Consider the following 18,272-nt stretch of genomic DNA (forward strand, 5'->3'; position numbering starts at 1 on the left):
GAACAACGCATTTCTTACAGGCACAAAAAACCGGGCACTAGGCCCGGTTCTCTGTTTCAGACTGACGTCTTACTCAGCGGATACAGCTTCACCGCCGACAGCACGATCAACCAGTTCGACGTACGCCATAGGCGCGTTGTCGCCAGCGCGGAAGCCGCACTTGAGGATGCGCAGGTAGCCACCCTCACGGGTAGCATAACGCTTGCCCAGGTCGTTGAAGAGCTTACCAACGATAGCTTTCGAACGAGTACGGTCGAAAGCCAGACGACGGTTAGCAACGCTGTCTGTCTTGGCCAAAGTGATCAGCGGCTCGGCAACGCGGCGCAGTTCTTTGGCTTTTGGCAGAGTAGTTTTGATCAGCTCGTGCTCGAACAGCGACACTGCCATGTTTTGGAACATGGCCTTGCGGTGCGAGCTGGTGCGGCTCAGGTGGCGACCACTTTTACGATGACGCATGGTTCATTCCTTACCAAACACTACGTTCGGTGATTACGACGATCAGGCAGTCGCCTTGTCGTCCTTCTTAAGACTTGCAGGCGGCCAGTTGTCGAGGCGCATGCCGAGGGACAGACCGCGGGAGGCCAGAACGTCCTTGATTTCAGTCAAGGATTTCTTGCCCAGGTTCGGAGTCTTCAACAGCTCTACTTCGGTGCGCTGAATCAGGTCACCGATGTAATAGATGTTTTCCGCCTTAAGGCAGTTAGCCGAACGTACAGTCAGTTCCAGATCGTCAACCGGGCGAAGCAGGATCGGATCGATCTCGTCTTCCTGCTCGACAACCACTGGCTCACTGTCACCTTTGAGGTCGACGAACGCAGCCAACTGCTGTTGCAGGATGGTTGCTGCACGACGGATAGCCTCTTCAGGATCCAGAGTACCGTTGGTTTCCAGATCAATAACCAGCTTGTCCAGGTTGGTACGCTGTTCGACACGGGCGTTTTCCACCACGTATGCGATACGGCGAACCGGGCTGAACGAAGAGTCAAGCTGCAAGCGACCGATGCTGCGGCTTTCGTCTTCATCGCTCTGACGCGAGTCTGCTGGCTCATAACCACGACCACGAGCTACGGTGAGCTTCATGTTCAGGGCGCCGTTAGACGCCAGGTTAGCGATTACGTGATCGGGATTAACGATCTCGACATCATGATCCAGCTGAATATCGGCAGCGGTAACCACCCCCGAACCCTTCTTCGACAAGGTCAGCGTAACTTCGTCACGGCCGTGCAGCTTGATAGCCAGACCTTTAAGGTTCAACAGGATTTCAATTACGTCTTCCTGTACACCTTCGATGGCGCTGTACTCGTGGAGCACACCGTCAATCTCGGCCTCGACTACTGCGCAGCCGGGCATTGAGGACAACAGGATGCGGCGCAGCGCGTTGCCCAGGGTGTGGCCGAAACCACGCTCGAGAGGCTCGAGAGTGATCTTGGCGCGGGTTGGACTGACAACCTGCACATCAATATGGCGGGGTGTCAGGAACTCATTTACCGAAATCTGCATGGATGCACCTATTTTCTAGCCCTTACTTGGAGTAGAGCTCGACAATCAGGCTTTCGTTGATGTCGGCGGACAGATCACTGCGAGCAGGAACGTTCTTGAAAACGCCCGACTTCTTCTCAGTGTCTACTTCTACCCACTCTACGCGGCCACGTTGAGCACACAGATCGAGAGCTTGGACAATGCGAAGTTGATTTTTTGCTTTCTCGCGAACAGCGACCACGTCACCAGCACGAACCTGGTACGAAGGAACGTTTACGGTCTGACCGTTAACGCTGATCGACTTGTGCGATACCAGCTGACGGGATTCGGCACGAGTCGAACCAAAGCCCATACGGTATACGACGTTGTCCAGACGGCATTCGAGCAGTTGCAGCAGGTTTTCACCGGTTGCACCTTTCTTGCCAGCCGCTTCTTTGTAGTAGCCGCTGAACTGACGCTCGAGAACGCCGTAGATACGACGGACCTTCTGCTTTTCACGCAGTTGGGTGCCGTAGTCGGACTGGCGACCGCGGCGTTGGCCGTGGATACCAGGTGCTGCTTCAATGTTGCACTTCGATTCGATCGCGCGCACGCCGCTCTTCAGGAAGAGATCGGTGCCTTCGCGACGAGCGAGTTTGCATTTTGGACCAATGTAACGAGCCATTCTTTACAATCTCCTGGATTACACGCGGCGCTTCTTCGGCGGACGGCACCCGTTGTGCGGGATTGGCGTCACGTCGGTGATGCTGGCGATCTTGTAGCCACAGCCGTTCAAAGCGCGGACTGCGGATTCACGACCTGGACCTGGGCCCTTGACGTTTACGTCGAGGTTTTTCAGGCCGTATTCCAGCGCAGCTTGACCAGCACGCTCAGCAGCTACTTGAGCAGCGAACGGGGTGGACTTGCGGGAACCGCGGAAACCCGAACCACCGGAGGTAGCCCAGGAAAGAGCGTTACCTTGACGGTCGGTAATGGTCACGATGGTGTTGTTAAAAGAGGCATGGATGTGGGCGATGCCATCAACCACTGTCTTTTTAACTTTTTTACGAGGACGAGCAGCAGGTTTTGCCATGATTAAATTCCTGTCGATTCGCTGGGGCGATTACTTGCGGATCGGCTTACGCGGACCTTTACGGGTACGCGCGTTGGTCTTGGTACGCTGACCGCGTACTGGCAGACCACGACGATGACGCAGACCGCGATAGCAACCGAGGTCCATCAAGCGCTTGATTTTCATGTTGATTTCGCGACGCAGGTCACCTTCAGTGGTGAACTTCGCCACTTCGCCACGCAGCTGTTCAATTTGCTCGTCGCTCAGATCCTTGATCTTTGCTGCTGGGTTTACCCCAGTCACTGCACAGATTTTCTGCGCAGTAGTGCGACCAACACCATAGATGTAGGTCAGCGAGATAACAGTATGCTTGTTATCTGGAATGTTAACGCCTGCAATACGGGCCATTCAGTGGGACTCCAATTGACAGCTACCTACGCCCCGGAAGCCAAGAAATAGGGCGCGAGATAATATCGCTGTAATAACAAATAATCAACCCGGCAGCGCACTAGCTGCCGGGCTTGAAGCACAATCACACTCAGCCTTGGCGCTGTTTGTGACGCGGTTCCGCGCTGCAAATTACTCGAACAACACCTTCGCGGCGAATAATCTTGCAGTTACGGCACAGCTTTTTCACCGATGCACGAACTTTCATCACCAACTCCTCGAACCTTATGGGTACTCAGCGCAACATGCCGCTGCCGTAACCCTTCAGGTTGGCTTTCTTCATCAGGGATTCGTACTGGTGCGAAACGAGGTGCGATTGTACTTGGGACATGAAGTCCATCACAACCACGACCACGATCAGCAACGAGGTCCCGCCAAGGTAGAACGGAACGTTTGCTGCAACCACCAGGAACTGGGGCAACAGGCACACGGCCGTCATGTAAAGAGCACCGAACATGGTCAAGCGAGTCAGAACGCCATCAATGTAGCGCGCAGACTGCTCACCTGGACGGATGCCCGGAATAAAGGCACCGGACTTCTTCAGGTTTTCCGCTACGTCTTTCGGATTGAACATCAACGCCGTATAGAAGAAGCAGAAGAAAATAATCCCTGCACTAAACAGCAGAATATTCAACGGCTGACCAGGAGCGATCGACTGCGAGATGTCCTGCAACCAGCCCATACCTTCAGACTGACCAAACCAGGCACCCAACGAAGCCGGAAACAGCAGAATGCTGCTCGCGAAAATAGCCGGAATAACGCCGGCCATGTTCACCTTCAGCGGCAAGTGGCTAGTCTGCGCAGCGAAAACCTTGCGGCCTTGCTGACGCTTGGCGTAGTGAACAGCGATACGACGCTGACCACGCTCAATGAACACCACGAAACCGATAATCGCTACTGCCAGCAAACCGATGGCAACCAAGGCGAAGATGTTGATATCACCCTGACGCGCAGACTCGAAAGACTGCCCGATTGCTCTCGGAAGACCGGCGACGATTCCCGAAAAAATCAACATCGAGATACCGTTGCCTACACCACGCTCAGTAATCTGCTCACCCAGCCACATCATGAACATCGCACCAGCCACAAACGTGGATACCGCGACGAAATGGAAGCCAAAGTCACCAGTGAACGCAACGCCCTGCCCCGCCAGACCAATGGACATGCCAATGGCCTGGACGAGAGCGAGGACGACGGTGCCGTAGCGGGTGTACTGGCTGATCTTGCGACGGCCAGCTTCACCTTCCTTCTTCAACTGTTCCAGCTGCGGGCTGACGGCGGTCATCAGTTGCATGATGATCGATGCCGAAATGTACGGCATGATCCCCAGTGCAAAGATGCTCATCCGCTCCAGCGCGCCGCCGGAAAACATGTTGAACAAGCTAAGAATGGTCCCCTCATTCTGTCGAAACAGGTCCGCGAGTCGGTCCGGGTTGATACCTGGAACCGGGATGTGTGCGCCTATTCGGTAGACGATAATCGCCAGGAACAGAAAACGCAGACGAGCCCAGAGTTCAGACATACCGCCTTTGCCGAGCGCAGAGAGAGCACCTTGCTTAGCCATTTATTCCTCGAACTTGCCGCCAGCTGCTTCGATAGCCGCACGCGCACCTTTGGTGGCGCCGATTCCCTTGCCGATAGTGACAGCGCGAGTCACTTCACCGGACAGCATGATTTTCACACGCTGTACGTTGACGTTGATCACGTTGGCATCTTTCAGGGACTGCACGGTGACGATGTCGCCTTCCACTTTAGCCAGCTCGGACAGACGCACTTCTGCGCGATCCATGGCTTTCAGGGAAACGAAACCGAACTTCGGCAGGCGACGATGCAGCGGCTGTTGACCGCCTTCAAAGCCTGGAGCAATGGTGCCACCGGAGCGGGAGGTTTGACCTTTGTGACCACGGCCACCAGTCTTACCCAAACCACTACCGATACCACGGCCCGGACGATGCTTTTCGCGACGGGAACCCGGCGCTGGACTCAGATCATTGAGTTTCATCGATTAACCCTCGACACGCAGCATGTAGTAAGCCTTGTTGATCATCCCGCGATTCTCGGGAGTATCCTGGACCTCTACAGTGTGACCGATGCGACGCAGACCCAGACCCTTAACGCACAGTTTGTGGTTAGGGATGCGGCCGGTCATGCTTTTGATCAGCGTAACTTTAACGGTAGCCATGATTACTTGATCTCCTCAACACGCAGACCACGCTTGGCTGCAATGGATTCAGGAGACTGCATGGCTTTCAGACCCTTGAAAGTGGCGTGAACCACGTTTACAGGGTTAGTCGAGCCGTAGCACTTGGCCAGAACGTTCTGAACGCCAGCAACTTCGAGGACAGCACGCATAGCGCCGCCAGCGATGATACCGGTACCTTCAGAAGCAGGCTGCATGTACACCTTCGAAGCGCCGTGAGCGGACTTCATTGCGTACTGCAGGGTAGTACCGTTCAGATCAACCTGGATCATGTTGCGGCGAGCAGCTTCCATTGCCTTCTGGATCGCAGCAGGCACTTCACGCGACTTGCCACGGCCGAAGCCAACACGGCCCTTACCATCACCAACCACGGTCAACGCAGTGAAAGTGAAGATACGGCCGCCTTTAACGGTTTTGGCTACGCGGTTAACTTGAACCAGCTTCTCGATGTAGCCTTCGTCGCGCTTTTGGTCGTTATTTGACATAACTTAGAACTCCAGCCCAGCTTCACGAGCAGCATCAGCCAGCGCTTTTACGCGGCCGTGGTACTTGAAGCCAGAGCGGTCGAAAGCCACCTGCGAGACGCCAGCGGCCTTAGCACGCGAAGCGACCAGCTGGCCAACCTTAGTGGCCGCGTCGATGTTGCCAGTGGCGCCATCACGCAGTTCTTTATCCAAAGTCGAGGCGCTTGCCAGGACTTTGTTGCCGTCGGCCGAAATGACCTGGGCGTAGATGTGCTGCGAAGAGCGGAACACGCAGAGACGCACGACTTCGAGTTCGTGCATTTTCAGGCGTGCTTTGCGAGCGCGACGCAGTCGAGTAACTTTTTTGTCGGTCATTTGCTATGCCCTACTTCTTCTTGGCTTCTTTACGACGGACGACTTCGTCCGCGTAGCGCACACCTTTGCCTTTGTACGGCTCTGGTGGACGGAAGTCGCGGATCTCGGCGGCCACTTGACCTACCAGCTGCTTGTCGATGCCCTTGATCAGGATATCGGTCTGGCTAGGAGTCTCAGCGGTGATGCCTTCCGGCAGTTCGTAATCCACTGGGTGCGAGAAGCCAAGAGCCAGGTTCAGCACCTGACCTTTTGCTTGCGCTTTGTAACCAACACCGACCAGCTGGAGCTTGCGCTCGAAGCCTTGGCTTACGCCCTGGACCATGTTGTTTACCAACGCACGAGTGGTACCGGCCATTGCGCGAGTCTGCTGATCGCCATTGCGAGCAGCAAAACGCAGCTCACCGGCTTCTTCAACGATCTCAACGGACGAATGGACGTTCAGTTCAAGAGTACCCTTGGCACCCTTCACCGAAAGCTGTTGGCCTGCGAATTTTACTTCGACACCGGCTGGCAGCTTAACGGGGTTCTTAGCGACGCGAGACATGCTTATCCCCCCTTAGAACACAGTGCAAAGAACTTCGCCGCCGACACCGGCAGCGCGCGCAGCACGATCAGTCATCACACCTTTGTTGGTGGAGACGATAGACACGCCGAGACCGCCACGTACTTTTGGCAGCTCTTCGACGGACTTGTACTGACGCAGGCCTGGACGGCTAACGCGCTTGACTTCTTCGATAACCGGACGGCCTTCGAAATATTTCAGCTCGATAGACAGCAGTGGTTTGGTTTCGCTGCTGATCTGATAACCCGCGATGTAACCTTCGTCCTTCAGGACTTTAGCTACAGCCACCTTCAACGTGGAAGAAGGCATGCTTACGACGGACTTTTCAGCCATCTGGGCATTACGGATTCGAGTTAGCATGTCCGCTAACGGGTCCTGCATACTCATGGGCTAGACGCTCCTAATACAGAAAAATTAGCCTTGCGGCTACTACTTGTCGCCGAGAAATTCCGGGCAGAAAAACACGGGCTCAGGCGAGCCGGTCATTCTAGACACACCCCAGAAATGAATCAAGCCCCAAAAGGGGCTTGATTCATGTTCAAGGCCACCGATGGTCAGGTTCTTGCGATCCCGACCATCGAGACTTTGACAGCAATTACCAGCTGGCTTTAACCAGACCTGGAACGTCACCACGCATTGCAGCTTCACGCAGCTTGTTACGGCCCAGGCCGAACTTGCGGTAAACGCCGTGCGGACGACCAGTCAGGCGGCAGCGGTTACGCATGCGCGAAGCGCTTGCGTCACGTGGCTGCTTCTGCAGAGCTACAGTAGCTTCCCAACGCGCTTCTGGACTTGCGTTCAGATCGACGATGATAGCTTTCAGCGCTGCACGCTTGGTGGCGTACTTGGCAACGGTGAGCTGACGCTTCAGCTCACGGTTTTTCATGCTCTTCTTGGCCATTTTCCTACTCCAATCAGTTGCGGAACGGGAATTTGAAAGCACGCAGCAGAGCGCGGCCTTCGTCATCGTTCTTGGCAGTGGTGGTCAGGGTAATGTCCAGACCGCGGAGAGCATCGATCTTGTCGTAGTCGATTTCCGGGAAAATGATCTGCTCTTTCACGCCCATGCTGTAGTTGCCACGACCATCGAAGGACTTGGCATTCAGGCCGCGGAAGTCGCGAACCCGAGGCAGGGAGATCGACAGCAGACGATCCAGGAACTCGTACATACGCTCACGGCGCAGGGTCACTTTGACGCCGATCGGCCAACCTTCACGGACTTTAAAGCCAGCGATGGATTTGCGAGCGTAGGTCACAACGACTTTCTGGCCGGTGATCTTTTCCAGGTCAGCAACAGCGTGCTCGATGACTTTTTTGTCGCCGATCGCTTCGCCCAGACCCATGTTCAGGGTGATTTTGGTAACGCGCGGAACTTCCATCACGTTCGAAAGCTTAAGTTCTTCCTTAAGTTTCGGAGCGATTTCCTTCCGGTAAATCTCTTTTAGTCGTGCCATGGTCTTCTACCTAGCAGTGTTCAAGCATCAACCGCTTTTTGGGTCGACTTGAAGACACGAATTTTTTTACCGTCTTCTACTTTGAAACCAACGCGGTCAGCCTTGTTGGTTTCGCCGTTGAAAATGGCGACGTTAGAAGCGTGCAGTGGCGCTTCTTTCTCGACGATACCGCCCTGTACGCCCGACATCGGGTTAGGCTTGGTATGACGCTTGACCAGGTTCAGACCACCAACAACCAGACGGTTATCAGCAAGAACCTTCAGCACCTTTCCGCGCTTACCTTTGTCTTTGCCGGCGATCACGATGATCTCGTCGTCACGACGAATCTTTTGCATGTCGGATCTCCTTACAGCACTTCTGGGGCGAGCGAGACGATCTTCATGAACTTCTCAGTACGAAGCTCACGGGTCACTGGCCCAAAGATACGGGTGCCGATCGGCTCTTGCTTGTTGTTCAGAAGAACAGCAGCGTTGCCATCAAAGCGGATAATGGAGCCATCAGCACGACGTACGCCGTGACGAGTGCGGACTACAACAGCAGTCATCACTTGGCCTTTTTTCACCTTACCGCGAGGAATTGCTTCCTTCACGGTAACTTTGATGATGTCACCGATACCAGCGTAACGACGATGGGAGCCACCCAGCACCTTGATGCACATAACGCGGCGAGCGCCGCTGTTATCGGCCACATCGAGCATGGATTGAGTCTGAATCATATAATTTCTCCGACCCCTAGCCCTTAGACTTCCACAGCGCGTTCGAGAACATCAACCAGCGCCCAAGACTTGGTCTTGGCCATCGGACGAGTTTCACGAATAGTGACTTTGTCGCCGATGTGGCACTGATTGGTTTCGTCGTGCGCGTGCAGCTTAGTCGAACGCTTAACGTATTTACCGTAGATCGGGTGCTTAACGCGACGCTCGATCAGAACGGTGATGGTTTTGTCCATCTTGTCGCTGACAACACGGCCAGTCAGCGTACGGACAGTTTTTTCGGCTTCAGCCATGATCACTTACCTGCCTGCTGGTTGAGCACAGTCTTCACGCGAGCGATGTCACGCTTAACTTGCGAGAGCAGATGAGACTGCCCCAACTGGCCAGTTGCTTTCTGCATGCGCAGATTGAACTGGTCGCGCAGCAAGCCGAGCAGTTGCTCGTTCAGCTGCTGTGCGGATTTTTCACGAAGTTCATTCGCTTTCATCACATCACCGTCCGTTTAACAAAGGAGGTGGCGAGCGGCAGCTTTGCAGCAGCCAGGGCGAAAGCCTCACGCGCCAGCTCTTCAGAAACACCCTCGATTTCATACAGGACTTTGCCTGGCTGAATCTGGGCAACCCAGTATTCCACGTTACCCTTACCTTTACCCATACGAACCTCAAGAGGTTTCTTGGAGATCGGCTTGTCCGGGAATACACGGATCCAGATCTTGCCACCACGTTTTACGTGACGGGTCAGAGCACGACGCGCTGACTCGATCTGACGAGCGGTGAGACGACCACGAGCAACAGACTTCAGCGCGAACTCGCCGAAGCTGACTTTGCTACCGCGCAGTGCCAGACCACGGTTGTGGCCGGTCATCTGCTTGCGGAACTTCGTACGCTTTGGTTGCAACATTTGGCGTACCCCTTACTTAGCAGCTTTTTTACGAGGCGCTGGTGCTTGTGGTTTCAGTTCTTCTTGGCGACCACCAATTACTTCGCCTTTGAAGATCCAAACCTTTACACCGATCACACCGTAGGTGGTGTGAGCTTCGTAGGTGGCATAGTCGATATCGGCACGCAGGGTGTGCAGTGGCACACGACCTTCGCGATACCATTCAGTACGTGCGATTTCAGCACCGCCGAGACGACCACTCACTTGGATTTTGATGCCTTTGGCACCAATGCGCATGGCGTTCTGTACGGCGCGCTTCATGGCGCGACGGAACATCACACGACGCTCCAGCTGCTGAGCTACGCTCTGGGCAACCAGCATACCGTCGAGTTCCGGCTTGCGGATCTCTTCGATATTGATGTGCACAGGCACACCCATTTGCTTGGTCAGGTCCTGACGCAGTTTCTCAACATCTTCACCTTTCTTCCCGATAACGATACCTGGACGAGCGGTGTGGATGGTGATGCGTGCAGTTTGGGCCGGACGATGGATATCGATACGGCTTACGGACGCGCTTTTTAGTTTGTCTTGGAGGTATTCACGCACCTTCAGATCAGCGAACAAGTAGTCCGCATAAGTCCGACCGTCTGCGTACCAGACGGAGGTGTGCTCCTTGACGATTCCCAGGCGAATGCCAATGGGATGTACTTTCTGACCCATCTCTTCGACTCCGTTACTTGTCAGCAACCTTGACAGTGATATGGCAAGACCGCTTGACGATGCGATCAGCACGGCCTTTGGCACGTGGCATGATGCGCTTCAGCGAACGCCCTTCGTTGACGAAAACGGTGCTGACCTTCAGGTCATCAACATCTGCGCCTTCGTTATGCTCGGCGTTGGCTACGGCCGACTCCAGCACTTTTTTCATGATCTCGGCGGCTTTCTTACTGCTGAAAGCCAACAGGTTGAGCGCTTCGCCCACCTTCTTCCCGCGGATCTGGTCGGCGACCAAGCGGGCTTTCTGGGCGGAGATTCGAGCGCCCGACAACTTAGCGGCTACTTCCATTTCCTTACCCCTTAACGCTTGGCTTTCTTGTCTGCCACGTGCCCGCGATAGTTGCGGGTACCGGCGAACTCGCCCAGTTTGTGGCCGACCATGTCTTCGTTAACGAGAACTGGGACGTGCTGACGACCGTTGTGTACTGCGATGGTCAGACCGACCATTTGTGGCAGGATCATCGAACGGCGCGACCAAGTCTTAATTGGTTTGCGATCGTTCTTTTCCGCCGCCACTTCGATCTTCTTCAGTAGGTGAAGATCAATAAAAGGACCTTTTTTCAGAGAACGTGGCACTGTCGTATCCCTCTATTTACTTGCGACGACGGACGATCATTTTGTCGGTACGCTTATTACCACGAGTCTTCGCGCCCTTAGTCGGGAAGCCCCATGGCGATACCGGATGACGACCACCAGAGGTACGACCTTCACCACCACCATGTGGGTGGTCAACCGGGTTCATGGCAACACCACGAACGGTTGGGCGAACGCCACGCCAGCGCTTGGCACCAGCTTTACCCAGCGAACGCAGGCTGTGCTCGGAGTTCGAGACTTCACCCAGGGTCGCACGGCACTCAGCCAGTACTTTACGCATTTCACCGGAACGCAGACGCAGGGTAACGTACACACCTTCACGAGCGATCAGCTGAGCCGAAGCACCAGCGGAACGAGCGATCTGTGCGCCTTTACCTGGCTTCAGTTCGATGCCGTGTACGGTAGAACCGACTGGAATGTTGCGCAGTTGCAGAGCGTTGCCCGGCTTGATTGGAGCCAGAGCGCCTGCGATCAACTGGTCGCCAGCACTCACGCCTTTAGGGGCGATGATGTAGCGGCGCTCGCCGTCTGCGTAGCACAGCAGTGCGATGTGAGCAGTACGGTTTGGATCGTATTCGATACGCTCGACAGTGGCGACGATGCCATCTTTGTCGTTGCGACGAAAATCGACCATACGGTAATGCTGCTTATGACCACCACCGATGTGACGAGTGGTAATGCGGCCATTGTTGTTACGACCACCAGACTTCGATTTTTTCTCGAGCAGCGGTGCGTGAGGAGCGCCTTTATGCAGCTCCTGATTGACCACCTTGACCACAAAACGGCGGCCAGGGGAAGTCGGTTTGCATTTAACGATTGCCATGATGCACCCCTTCCTTACTCAGCACTGCTGCTGAAATCGAGATCTTGGCCTGGCTGAAGGGAGATAACTGCCTTCTTCCAGTCATTACGCTTGCCCAGACCGCGAGCGGTGCGCTTGCTCTTACCCAGAACGTTCAGGGTAGTAACACGCTCAACTTTCACGCTGAACAGGCTTTCGACGGCCTTCTTGATTTCCAGCTTGGTTGCATCGGTAGCAACCTTGAAAACGAACTGGCCTTTCTTGTCTGCCAGAACCGTAGCCTTCTCGGAAACGTGCGGGCCAAGCAGAACTTTAAATACGCGTTCCTGGTTCATCCCAGCAGCTCCTCGAATTTCTTCACGGCCGACACGGTGATCAACACCTTGTCGTATGCGATCAGACTAACTGGATCGGAACCTTGCACGTCACGTACATCTACGTGCGGCAGGTTGCGAGCAGCCAGGTACAGGTTCTGATCAACAGCGTCGGACACGATCAGAACGTCGGTCAGGCTCATGTTGTTCAGTTTGCCCAGCAGGTCTTTGGTTTTCGGAGTTTCAACTGCGAAATCCTGAACCACAACCAGACGATCAGTACGCACCAGCTCAGCAAGGATGGAACGCATTGCTGCGCGGTACATCTTCTTGTTCAGCTTCTGGGAGTGATCCTGTGGACGAGCTGCGAAAGTGGTGCCGCCGCCGCGCCAGATTGGGCTACGGATAGTACCGGCACGAGCACGGCCAGTACCTTTCTGACGCCATGGGCGCTTACCGCCACCACGAACGTCGGAACGGGTCTTTTGCTGCTTGCTACCTTGACGGCCGCCAGCCATGTAGGCCACGACTGCTTGGTGAACCAGCGTCTCGTTGAACTCGCCGCCAAATGTCAGTTCGGAAACTTCGATCGCTTGAGCGTCATTTACATTTAATTGCATGTCAGCTTCCCCTTAACCGCGAGCCTTGGCTGCTGGACGTACAACCAGGTTGCCGCCAGTAGCGCCAGGAACAGCACCCTTGACCAACAACAGATTGCGTTCAGCGTCCACGCGCACTACTTCCAGGGACTGCACGGTCACGCGCTCAGCGCCCATATGACCGGACATTTTTTTGCCCTTGAATACACGACCAGGAGTCTGGCACTGGCCGATAGAGCCTGGGACGCGGTGGGATACGGAGTTACCGTGGGTGTTATCTTGCCCGCGGAAGTTCCAACGCTTGATCGTACCCTGGAAGCCTTTACCTTTGGACTGACCGGTTACATCAACCAGTTGACCAGCAGCGAAGATTTCAGCGTTGATCAGATCGCCGGCCTGGTACTCGCCTTCTTCAAGACGGAATTCCATTACGGTACGACCAGCGGCAACGTTCGCCTTGGCGAAGTGGCCAGCCTGAGCAGCTGTAACACGGGAAGCACGACGCTCGCCGACAGTGACTTGCACTGCACGATAGCCATCGGTTTCTTCAGTTTTGAACTGGGTGACGCGATTCGGCTCGATCTCAATGACCGTGACCGGAATGGAGACACCTTCTTCGGTGAAAATACGGGTCATACCCGCTTTACGACCGACTACACCAATAGTCATGTTGTAAACCTCATGAGTGTACGGGGCTTTCACCCGCTATGGCCGCCCATTTCAGAGCGTTACACGACCAAGACCGAGTCTTAGCCGAGGCTGATCTGCACTTCCACACCGGCCGCAAGATCAAGCTTCATAAGAGCATCAACGGTTTTATCCGTTGGCTGGACGATGTCCAGAACGCGCTTATGAGTGCGGATTTCGTACTGGTCACGCGCGTCTTTGTTGACGTGCGGGGAAACCAGAACGGTGAACCGCTCTTTACGGGTAGGCAGTGGAATTGGACCACGCACTTGAGCACCAGTACGTTTCGCGGTTTCCACGATTTCCTGGGTTGATTGGTCGATCAGGCGATGGTCAAAAGCCTTCAACCTGATACGGATTTGCTGATTTTGCATTGGATTTCAGACTCCGGCTGCTATTCCCACCGGGCGCAATACGCCCGTTAAAAGGAGGCGCAATTCTATAGACGCCCCAGATAGGTGTCAACCCAATAAAAAAGCCCCCGCTAAGCGGGGGCTTTTCAACTCATCAAAGTTATCTCAAAAAAGAGATTACTCGATGATTTTGGCTACGACGCCAGCGCCGACGGTACGACCGCCTTCACGGATAGCGAAACGCAGACCATCTTCCATCGCGATGGTTTTGATCAGGGTAACAGTCATCTGAATGTTGTCACCTGGCATTACCATTTCAACGCCTTCTGGCAGCTCGCAGTTACCAGTCACGTCAGTAGTACGGAAGTAGAACTGTGGACGATAGCCTTTGAAGAACGGAGTGTGACGACCGCCTTCTTCCTTGCTCAGAACGTAAACTTCTGCGGTGAACTTGGTGTGAGGCTTAACCGAACCCGGCTTAACCAGAACCTGACCACGCTCAACGTCGTCACGCTTGGTACCACGCAGCAGAACGCCGCAGTTCTCGCCAGCACGACCTTCGTCCAGCAGCTTGCGGAACATCTCAACACCAGTGCAGGTGGTGGTGGTAGTGTCACGCAGACCAACGATTTCCAGCGGATCCTGTACGCGAACGATACCACGCTCGATACGACCAGTTACCACGGTACCGCGACCCGAGATCGAGAACACGTCTTCGATTGGCATCAGGAACGGCTTGTCGATAGCACGCTCTGGCTCTGGGATGTAGCTGTCCAGAGTTTCCACCAGCTTCTTGACAGCAGTGGTGCCCATTTCGTTGTCGTCTTTACCTTCCAGCGCCATACGAGCCGAACCGATAATGATCGGAGTGTCGTCGCCTGGGAAGTCGTAGGTGGACAGCAGGTCGCGAACTTCCATTTCAACCAGTTCCAGCAGCTCTGCGTCGTCTACCAGGTCAGCCTTGTTCAGGAAAACCACGATGTACGGAACGCCTACCTGACGGGACAGCAGGATGTGCTCACGAGTTTGTGGCATCGGACCATCGGCAGCCGAGCAAACCAGGATCGCGCCGTCCATCTGGGCAGCACCGGTGATCATGTTCTTCACGTAGTCAGCGTGACCTGGGCAGTCAACGTGAGCGTAGTGACGAATGTTCGAGTTGTACTCAACGTGCGCGGTGTTGATGGTGATACCGCGAGCTTTTTCTTCTGGAGCGCTGTCGATCTTGTCGAATTCAACTACGGCCGAACCGAAAACTTCGGAGCAGACGCGAGTCAGAGCAGCGGTCAGAGTGGTTTTACCGTGGTCAACGTGACCGATGGTGCCAACGTTTACGTGCGGTAGGGAACGATCAAATTTTTCTTTAGCCACGACAATTAACTCCTAGCCTAAAGGGGCTGAATCAGCCTTGTTTTTTGGTAACGGATTCGACGATGTGCGACGGAGCCGTATCGTATTTTTTGAATTCCATAGAGTAGCTTGCGCGACCCTGAGACATGGAACGAACGTCGGTCGCATAACCGAACATCTCACCCAGTGGAACCTCGGCACGGATAACCTTGCCGGACACTGTGTCTTCCATACCCTGGATCATGCCGCGACGACGGTTAAGGTCGCCCATCACGTCACCCATATAGTCTTCAGGCGTAACAACCTCTACCGCCATGATCGGCTCGAGCAACTCACCACCACCCTTCTGGGCCAGTTGCTTGGTCGCCATGGAAGCAGCCACTTTAAACGCCATCTCGTTGGAGTCGACGTCGTGGTAAGAACCATCGAACACGGTAGCCTTCAGGCCGATCAGCGGATAGCCGGCAACAACGCCGTTCTTCATCTGCTCTTCGATACCCTTCTGGATAGCCGGGATGTATTCCTTAGGAACCACACCACCTACTACTTCGTTCAGGAATTGCAGACCTTCCTGACCTTCGTCAGCAGGAGCAAAGCGAATCCAGCAGTGACCGAACTGGCCACGACCGCCGGACTGACGAACGAACTTGCCTTCGATTTCGCAGTTCTTCGTGATGCGCTCACGGTACGAAACTTGAGGCTTGCCGATGTTGGCTTCGACGTTGAACTCACGGCGCATCCGGTCAACCAGGATGTCCAGGTGCAGCTCGCCCATGCCGGAGATGATCGTTTGACCAGTCTCTTCATCAGTTTTAACGCGGAAAGACGGGTCTTCCTGAGCCAGCTTGCCCAGAGCGATACCCATTTTTTCCTGGTCATCCTTGGTCTTAGGCTCTACGGCAACCGAAATAACCGGCTCCGGGAAGTCCATGCGAACCAGGATGATTGGCTTGTCAGCGTTGCAGAGGGTTTCACCAGTGGTGACGTCCTTCATGCCGATCAGGGCCGCGATGTCGCCAGCGCGCACTTCCTTGATCTCTTCACGGGCGTTTGCGTGCATTTGCACCATACGACCCACGCGCTCTTTCTTGCCTTTGACCGAGTTGATCACGCCGTCGCCGGAGTTCAACACACCCGAGTAAACGCGGACGAAGGTCAGAGTACCCACGAATGGGTCGGTAGCGATCTTGAACGCCAACGCCGCGAACGGCTCGTCGTCGCTTGCATGACGCTCCATCTCTTCTTCCTCGTTATCAGGGTTGGAACCCTTGATAGCAGGAATGTCGGTCGGAGCAGGCAGGAAGTCGATAACGGCGTCAAGAACCAGGGGAACACCCTTGTTCTTGAAGGACGAACCGCAAACAGCCAGAACGATTTCGCCAGCGATAGTACGCTGACGCAGAGCAGCCTTGATCTCGGCGATCGACAGCTCTTCACCTTCCAGGTACTTGTTCATCAGCTCTTCACTGGCTTCAGCCGCAGCTTCAACCATGTTGCTGCGCCACTCAGTGGCCAGCTCGAGCATGTCCGCAGGGATTTCCTTGCGAACCGGAACCATACCCTTGTCAGAGTCGTTCCAGTAAACAGCTTGCATGTTGATCAGGTCGATCTGGCCCTGGAAGTTATCTTCCGAACCGATGGCCAGCTGAATCGGCACCGGAGTGTGACCCAGACGCTGTTTGATCTGACCGATCACGCGCAGGAAGTTGGCACCAGCACGGTCCATCTTGTTTACATAAACAAGACGTGGAACGCCGTATTTGTTGGCTTGACGCCATACGGTTTCCGACTGAGGCTCAACACCCGAAGTACCGCAGAACACAACGACAGCGCCGTCGAGTACGCGCAGGGAACGTTCTACTTCAATGGTGAAGTCTACGTGGCCCGGGGTATCGATTACGTTGAAGCGATGCTCGTGCGGGTACTGCTTCTCGGAACCTTTCCAGAAGGCGGTAATGGCAGCAGAAGTAATGGTAATACCACGCTCCTGCTCCTGAACCATCCAGTCTGTGGTCGCGGCGCCGTCATGCACCTCGCCCATTTTGTGACTTTTGCCAGTGTAAAAAAGGACGCGCTCGGTGGTGGTGGTTTTACCAGCATCCACGTGAGCGACGATACCGATGTTACGGTAGCGACTAATCGGAGTAGTACGAGCCATAAAGCCCTCGCAAAATTAGTGAAGCTAAAATTAGAAGCGGTAGTGCGAGAAAGCTTTGTTAGCTTCGGCCATACGGTGCACGTCTTCACGCTTCTTAACAGCAGCACCTTTACCTTCAGCAGCATCCAGCAGCTCGCCAGCCAAGCGCAGAGCCATAGACTTCTCGCCACGCTTGCGGGCGAAGTCTACCAACCAGCGCATTGCCAGAGCGTTACGACGGGACGGACGAACTTCGACCGGAACCTGGTAAGTAGCACCACCAACGCGGCGCGACTTCACTTCGACCAGCGGAGCGATGGCGTCGAGTGCTTTTTCGAAGAGTTCCAGGGGATCGGTGCCGGTCTTGCGAGCCGCAACGGTTTCCAGGGCACCATAAACAATACGCTCGGCAACGGCTTTCTTGCCGCTTTCCATAACGTGGTTCATGAATTTGGCGAGGATTTGGCTTCCGTATTTCGGATCGTCCAGAATCTCACGCTTTGCTGCTACGCGACGTCTTGGCATTGATAAGCCCTCAAACGGTCTTCAGGTTAGTTCGGGACAGATCCTTGAGGATTCGCGCCCGACCTTACTCTTATCGACTCAATAAAATGAAAATCTGCAAAACGGCCGATTACTTCGGACGCTTGGTACCGTACTTCGAACGACCCTGGTTACGGCCTTTAACGCCGGAAGTATCCAAGGAGCCGCGAACGGTGTGGTAACGAACACCTGGCAAGTCTTTTACACGACCGCCGCGGATCAGTACCACGCTGTGCTCTTGCAGGTTGTGGCCTTCACCACCGATGTACGAGGAAACCTCGAAACCGTTGGTCAGACGCACACGGCATACTTTACGCAGTGCCGAGTTAGGTTTTTTCGGCGTAGTGGTGTACACACGGGTGCACACGCCACGACGTTGCGGGCAGTTCTGCAGCGCAGGCACGTCGGATTTCTCGACGATACGCTTACGCGGCTGACGTACCAGCTGGTTGATAGTTGCCATCTACTAGCTCCACTGTTGTCTTGCGACGCT

General features: G+C 54.8%; 32 protein-coding genes. All 32 read right to left on the minus strand.

Annotated features, from left to right (window positions below):
- Positions 1 to 69: 69 nt before the first annotated feature.
- The 32 genes from rplQ to rpsL all read right to left on the minus strand — a co-directional run bounded on the left by rplQ (position 70) and on the right by rpsL (position 18,242).
- Positions 70 to 456: a 50S ribosomal protein L17 gene (rplQ, locus tag CAF87_RS21730; RefSeq protein ID WP_007955635.1), complete on the minus strand. Its 387-nt coding sequence runs from the start codon at positions 454 to 456 to the stop codon at positions 70 to 72.
- A 42-nt stretch (positions 457 to 498) separates the two neighbouring features.
- A complete protein-coding gene (gene rpoA / locus CAF87_RS21735; RefSeq protein ID WP_003186012.1) occupies positions 499 to 1,500 on the minus strand; it encodes a DNA-directed RNA polymerase subunit alpha in 1,002 nt (333 codons plus the stop codon).
- A 22-nt stretch (positions 1,501 to 1,522) separates the two neighbouring features.
- Entirely contained in the window at positions 1,523 to 2,143 is a 621-nt protein-coding gene (gene rpsD, locus CAF87_RS21740) for a 30S ribosomal protein S4 (protein WP_003176404.1), read from the minus strand.
- A gap of 18 nt (positions 2,144 to 2,161) precedes the next feature.
- Positions 2,162 to 2,551 (minus strand): 30S ribosomal protein S11, encoded by a 390-nt coding sequence (gene rpsK, locus CAF87_RS21745; protein WP_002555466.1) that lies wholly within the window; start codon positions 2,549 to 2,551, stop codon positions 2,162 to 2,164.
- Positions 2,552 to 2,581: 30 nt separating this feature from the next.
- Entirely contained in the window at positions 2,582 to 2,938 is a 357-nt protein-coding gene (gene rpsM, locus CAF87_RS21750) for a 30S ribosomal protein S13 (RefSeq protein ID WP_003186020.1), read from the minus strand.
- Between the two features lie 130 nt (positions 2,939 to 3,068).
- The gene (gene rpmJ, locus CAF87_RS21755; protein WP_002555468.1) at positions 3,069 to 3,185 is read right to left on the minus strand and encodes a 50S ribosomal protein L36; all 117 of its coding nucleotides are present in this window, start codon (positions 3,183 to 3,185) and stop codon (positions 3,069 to 3,071) included.
- A gap of 27 nt (positions 3,186 to 3,212) precedes the next feature.
- Positions 3,213 to 4,541, minus strand: coding sequence for a preprotein translocase subunit SecY (gene secY / locus CAF87_RS21760; protein ID WP_003228718.1), 1,329 nt, complete (start codon positions 4,539 to 4,541; stop codon positions 3,213 to 3,215).
- The gene (rplO, locus tag CAF87_RS21765) at positions 4,542 to 4,979 is read right to left on the minus strand and encodes a 50S ribosomal protein L15 (protein ID WP_003228720.1); all 438 of its coding nucleotides are present in this window, start codon (positions 4,977 to 4,979) and stop codon (positions 4,542 to 4,544) included. It abuts the gene before it with no gap.
- Positions 4,980 to 4,982: 3 nt separating this feature from the next.
- On the minus strand, positions 4,983 to 5,159 hold the full coding sequence (gene rpmD, locus CAF87_RS21770; protein WP_003176408.1) for a 50S ribosomal protein L30: 177 nt from the start codon (positions 5,157 to 5,159) through the stop codon (positions 4,983 to 4,985).
- 2 nt (positions 5,160 to 5,161) lie between these two features.
- Positions 5,162 to 5,662, minus strand: coding sequence for a 30S ribosomal protein S5 (gene rpsE / locus CAF87_RS21775; protein ID WP_007955637.1), 501 nt, complete (start codon positions 5,660 to 5,662; stop codon positions 5,162 to 5,164).
- Between the two features lie 3 nt (positions 5,663 to 5,665).
- Positions 5,666 to 6,016 carry a 50S ribosomal protein L18 gene (gene rplR / locus CAF87_RS21780; RefSeq protein WP_010443919.1) on the minus strand — a complete coding sequence of 117 codons (351 nt, stop codon included), beginning with the start codon at positions 6,014 to 6,016 and terminating at the stop codon, positions 5,666 to 5,668.
- 10 nt (positions 6,017 to 6,026) lie between these two features.
- Entirely contained in the window at positions 6,027 to 6,560 is a 534-nt protein-coding gene (gene rplF / locus CAF87_RS21785; RefSeq protein WP_065259511.1) for a 50S ribosomal protein L6, read from the minus strand.
- Between the two features lie 12 nt (positions 6,561 to 6,572).
- The gene (gene rpsH, locus CAF87_RS21790; RefSeq protein ID WP_011336171.1) at positions 6,573 to 6,965 is read right to left on the minus strand and encodes a 30S ribosomal protein S8; all 393 of its coding nucleotides are present in this window, start codon (positions 6,963 to 6,965) and stop codon (positions 6,573 to 6,575) included.
- 208 nt (positions 6,966 to 7,173) lie between these two features.
- The gene (gene rpsN / locus CAF87_RS21795; protein ID WP_003228726.1) at positions 7,174 to 7,479 is read right to left on the minus strand and encodes a 30S ribosomal protein S14; all 306 of its coding nucleotides are present in this window, start codon (positions 7,477 to 7,479) and stop codon (positions 7,174 to 7,176) included.
- Between the two features lie 13 nt (positions 7,480 to 7,492).
- A complete protein-coding gene (gene rplE, locus CAF87_RS21800) occupies positions 7,493 to 8,032 on the minus strand; it encodes a 50S ribosomal protein L5 (RefSeq protein ID WP_003210069.1) in 540 nt (179 codons plus the stop codon).
- A gap of 20 nt (positions 8,033 to 8,052) precedes the next feature.
- Positions 8,053 to 8,367, minus strand: a complete 315-nt coding sequence (rplX, locus tag CAF87_RS21805; RefSeq protein ID WP_003186046.1) for a 50S ribosomal protein L24 — start codon at positions 8,365 to 8,367, stop codon at positions 8,053 to 8,055.
- 11 nt (positions 8,368 to 8,378) lie between these two features.
- Positions 8,379 to 8,747 carry a 50S ribosomal protein L14 gene (gene rplN, locus CAF87_RS21810; protein WP_002555479.1) on the minus strand — a complete coding sequence of 123 codons (369 nt, stop codon included), beginning with the start codon at positions 8,745 to 8,747 and terminating at the stop codon, positions 8,379 to 8,381.
- 23 nt (positions 8,748 to 8,770) lie between these two features.
- Complete coding sequence (gene rpsQ, locus CAF87_RS21815) at positions 8,771 to 9,037, minus strand: 30S ribosomal protein S17 (RefSeq protein WP_003194644.1); 267 nt, start codon at positions 9,035 to 9,037, stop codon at positions 8,771 to 8,773.
- 2 nt (positions 9,038 to 9,039) lie between these two features.
- Positions 9,040 to 9,231 (minus strand): 50S ribosomal protein L29, encoded by a 192-nt coding sequence (rpmC, locus tag CAF87_RS21820; RefSeq protein WP_002555481.1) that lies wholly within the window; start codon positions 9,229 to 9,231, stop codon positions 9,040 to 9,042.
- Positions 9,231 to 9,644: a 50S ribosomal protein L16 gene (gene rplP, locus CAF87_RS21825; RefSeq protein ID WP_003228729.1), complete on the minus strand. Its 414-nt coding sequence runs from the start codon at positions 9,642 to 9,644 to the stop codon at positions 9,231 to 9,233. The genes rpmC and rplP overlap by 1 nt, the downstream gene beginning before the upstream one ends.
- Positions 9,645 to 9,656: 12 nt before the next feature.
- Positions 9,657 to 10,343 (minus strand): 30S ribosomal protein S3, encoded by a 687-nt coding sequence (gene rpsC, locus CAF87_RS21830; RefSeq protein ID WP_027982006.1) that lies wholly within the window; start codon positions 10,341 to 10,343, stop codon positions 9,657 to 9,659.
- A gap of 13 nt (positions 10,344 to 10,356) precedes the next feature.
- The gene (gene rplV, locus CAF87_RS21835; protein WP_003103908.1) at positions 10,357 to 10,689 is read right to left on the minus strand and encodes a 50S ribosomal protein L22; all 333 of its coding nucleotides are present in this window, start codon (positions 10,687 to 10,689) and stop codon (positions 10,357 to 10,359) included.
- 11 nt (positions 10,690 to 10,700) lie between these two features.
- Entirely contained in the window at positions 10,701 to 10,976 is a 276-nt protein-coding gene (gene rpsS, locus CAF87_RS21840) for a 30S ribosomal protein S19 (protein ID WP_011336172.1), read from the minus strand.
- 16 nt (positions 10,977 to 10,992) lie between these two features.
- Complete coding sequence (gene rplB, locus CAF87_RS21845) at positions 10,993 to 11,817, minus strand: 50S ribosomal protein L2 (RefSeq protein WP_016772943.1); 825 nt, start codon at positions 11,815 to 11,817, stop codon at positions 10,993 to 10,995.
- A 14-nt stretch (positions 11,818 to 11,831) separates the two neighbouring features.
- Positions 11,832 to 12,131 (minus strand): 50S ribosomal protein L23, encoded by a 300-nt coding sequence (gene rplW / locus CAF87_RS21850; RefSeq protein WP_002555488.1) that lies wholly within the window; start codon positions 12,129 to 12,131, stop codon positions 11,832 to 11,834.
- The gene (rplD, locus tag CAF87_RS21855) at positions 12,128 to 12,730 is read right to left on the minus strand and encodes a 50S ribosomal protein L4 (protein ID WP_003228735.1); all 603 of its coding nucleotides are present in this window, start codon (positions 12,728 to 12,730) and stop codon (positions 12,128 to 12,130) included. The genes rplW and rplD overlap by 4 nt, the downstream gene beginning before the upstream one ends.
- 12 nt (positions 12,731 to 12,742) lie before the next feature.
- A complete protein-coding gene (gene rplC, locus CAF87_RS21860) occupies positions 12,743 to 13,378 on the minus strand; it encodes a 50S ribosomal protein L3 (RefSeq protein ID WP_007955641.1) in 636 nt (211 codons plus the stop codon).
- Positions 13,379 to 13,458: 80 nt separating this feature from the next.
- Positions 13,459 to 13,770, minus strand: coding sequence for a 30S ribosomal protein S10 (rpsJ, locus tag CAF87_RS21865; RefSeq protein ID WP_003186070.1), 312 nt, complete (start codon positions 13,768 to 13,770; stop codon positions 13,459 to 13,461).
- A 156-nt stretch (positions 13,771 to 13,926) separates the two neighbouring features.
- Complete coding sequence (gene tuf / locus CAF87_RS21870) at positions 13,927 to 15,120, minus strand: elongation factor Tu (protein ID WP_028614144.1); 1,194 nt, start codon at positions 15,118 to 15,120, stop codon at positions 13,927 to 13,929.
- A gap of 31 nt (positions 15,121 to 15,151) precedes the next feature.
- Positions 15,152 to 17,257: an elongation factor G gene (fusA, locus tag CAF87_RS21875; RefSeq protein WP_085712351.1), complete on the minus strand. Its 2,106-nt coding sequence runs from the start codon at positions 17,255 to 17,257 to the stop codon at positions 15,152 to 15,154.
- 30 nt (positions 17,258 to 17,287) lie between these two features.
- Positions 17,288 to 17,761 carry a 30S ribosomal protein S7 gene (gene rpsG / locus CAF87_RS21880; RefSeq protein WP_007957592.1) on the minus strand — a complete coding sequence of 158 codons (474 nt, stop codon included), beginning with the start codon at positions 17,759 to 17,761 and terminating at the stop codon, positions 17,288 to 17,290.
- Between the two features lie 109 nt (positions 17,762 to 17,870).
- Entirely contained in the window at positions 17,871 to 18,242 is a 372-nt protein-coding gene (rpsL, locus tag CAF87_RS21885) for a 30S ribosomal protein S12 (protein ID WP_003186084.1), read from the minus strand.
- Positions 18,243 to 18,272 lie beyond the last annotated feature (30 nt).

The organism is Pseudomonas sp. R38(2017) (assembly GCF_002112395.1).
GTDB lineage: Bacteria > Pseudomonadota > Gammaproteobacteria > Pseudomonadales > Pseudomonadaceae > Aquipseudomonas.

Coding starts and splice junctions, on each gene's coding strand:
- rpsM (WP_003186020.1), bottom strand. CDS start 2,938: ATGGCCCGTATTGCAGGCGTTAACATTCCAGATAACAAGCATACTGTT.
- rpsL (WP_003186084.1), bottom strand. CDS start 18,242: ATGGCAACTATCAACCAGCTGGTACGTCAGCCGCGTAAGCGTATCGTC.
- rpmC (WP_002555481.1), bottom strand. CDS start 9,231: ATGAAAGCGAATGAACTTCGTGAAAAATCCGCACAGCAGCTGAACGAG.
- rplP (WP_003228729.1), bottom strand. CDS start 9,644: ATGTTGCAACCAAAGCGTACGAAGTTCCGCAAGCAGATGACCGGCCAC.
- rplQ (WP_007955635.1), bottom strand. CDS start 456: ATGCGTCATCGTAAAAGTGGTCGCCACCTGAGCCGCACCAGCTCGCAC.
- rplW (WP_002555488.1), bottom strand. CDS start 12,131: ATGAACCAGGAACGCGTATTTAAAGTTCTGCTTGGCCCGCACGTTTCC.
- rpsD (WP_003176404.1), bottom strand. CDS start 2,143: ATGGCTCGTTACATTGGTCCAAAATGCAAACTCGCTCGTCGCGAAGGC.
- rplX (WP_003186046.1), bottom strand. CDS start 8,367: ATGCAAAAGATTCGTCGTGACGACGAGATCATCGTGATCGCCGGCAAA.
- rpsG (WP_007957592.1), bottom strand. CDS start 17,761: ATGCCAAGACGTCGCGTAGCAGCAAAGCGTGAGATTCTGGACGATCCG.
- rpsN (WP_003228726.1), bottom strand. CDS start 7,479: ATGGCCAAGAAGAGCATGAAAAACCGTGAGCTGAAGCGTCAGCTCACC.
- rpsQ (WP_003194644.1), bottom strand. CDS start 9,037: ATGGCTGAAGCCGAAAAAACTGTCCGTACGCTGACTGGCCGTGTTGTC.
- rpsE (WP_007955637.1), bottom strand. CDS start 5,662: ATGTCAAATAACGACCAAAAGCGCGACGAAGGCTACATCGAGAAGCTG.
- fusA (WP_085712351.1), bottom strand. CDS start 17,257: ATGGCTCGTACTACTCCGATTAGTCGCTACCGTAACATCGGTATCGTC.
- rplV (WP_003103908.1), bottom strand. CDS start 10,689: ATGGAAGTAGCCGCTAAGTTGTCGGGCGCTCGAATCTCCGCCCAGAAA.
- rplE (WP_003210069.1), bottom strand. CDS start 8,032: ATGGCACGACTAAAAGAGATTTACCGGAAGGAAATCGCTCCGAAACTT.
- rpsJ (WP_003186070.1), bottom strand. CDS start 13,770: ATGCAAAATCAGCAAATCCGTATCAGGTTGAAGGCTTTTGACCATCGC.
- rplB (WP_016772943.1), bottom strand. CDS start 11,817: ATGGCAATCGTTAAATGCAAACCGACTTCCCCTGGCCGCCGTTTTGTG.
- rplF (WP_065259511.1), bottom strand. CDS start 6,560: ATGTCTCGCGTCGCTAAGAACCCCGTTAAGCTGCCAGCCGGTGTCGAA.
- rplR (WP_010443919.1), bottom strand. CDS start 6,016: ATGACCGACAAAAAAGTTACTCGACTGCGTCGCGCTCGCAAAGCACGC.
- rpsC (WP_027982006.1), bottom strand. CDS start 10,343: ATGGGTCAGAAAGTACATCCCATTGGCATTCGCCTGGGAATCGTCAAG.
- rpsH (WP_011336171.1), bottom strand. CDS start 6,965: ATGAGTATGCAGGACCCGTTAGCGGACATGCTAACTCGAATCCGTAAT.
- rpmD (WP_003176408.1), bottom strand. CDS start 5,159: ATGGCTACCGTTAAAGTTACGCTGATCAAAAGCATGACCGGCCGCATC.
- rplD (WP_003228735.1), bottom strand. CDS start 12,730: ATGCAATTAAATGTAAATGACGCTCAAGCGATCGAAGTTTCCGAACTG.
- rplC (WP_007955641.1), bottom strand. CDS start 13,378: ATGACTATTGGTGTAGTCGGTCGTAAAGCGGGTATGACCCGTATTTTC.
- rpsK (WP_002555466.1), bottom strand. CDS start 2,551: ATGGCAAAACCTGCTGCTCGTCCTCGTAAAAAAGTTAAAAAGACAGTG.
- rplO (WP_003228720.1), bottom strand. CDS start 4,979: ATGAAACTCAATGATCTGAGTCCAGCGCCGGGTTCCCGTCGCGAAAAG.
- secY (WP_003228718.1), bottom strand. CDS start 4,541: ATGGCTAAGCAAGGTGCTCTCTCTGCGCTCGGCAAAGGCGGTATGTCT.
- rpmJ (WP_002555468.1), bottom strand. CDS start 3,185: ATGAAAGTTCGTGCATCGGTGAAAAAGCTGTGCCGTAACTGCAAGATT.
- rplN (WP_002555479.1), bottom strand. CDS start 8,747: ATGATTCAGACTCAATCCATGCTCGATGTGGCCGATAACAGCGGCGCT.
- rpoA (WP_003186012.1), bottom strand. CDS start 1,500: ATGCAGATTTCGGTAAATGAGTTCCTGACACCCCGCCATATTGATGTG.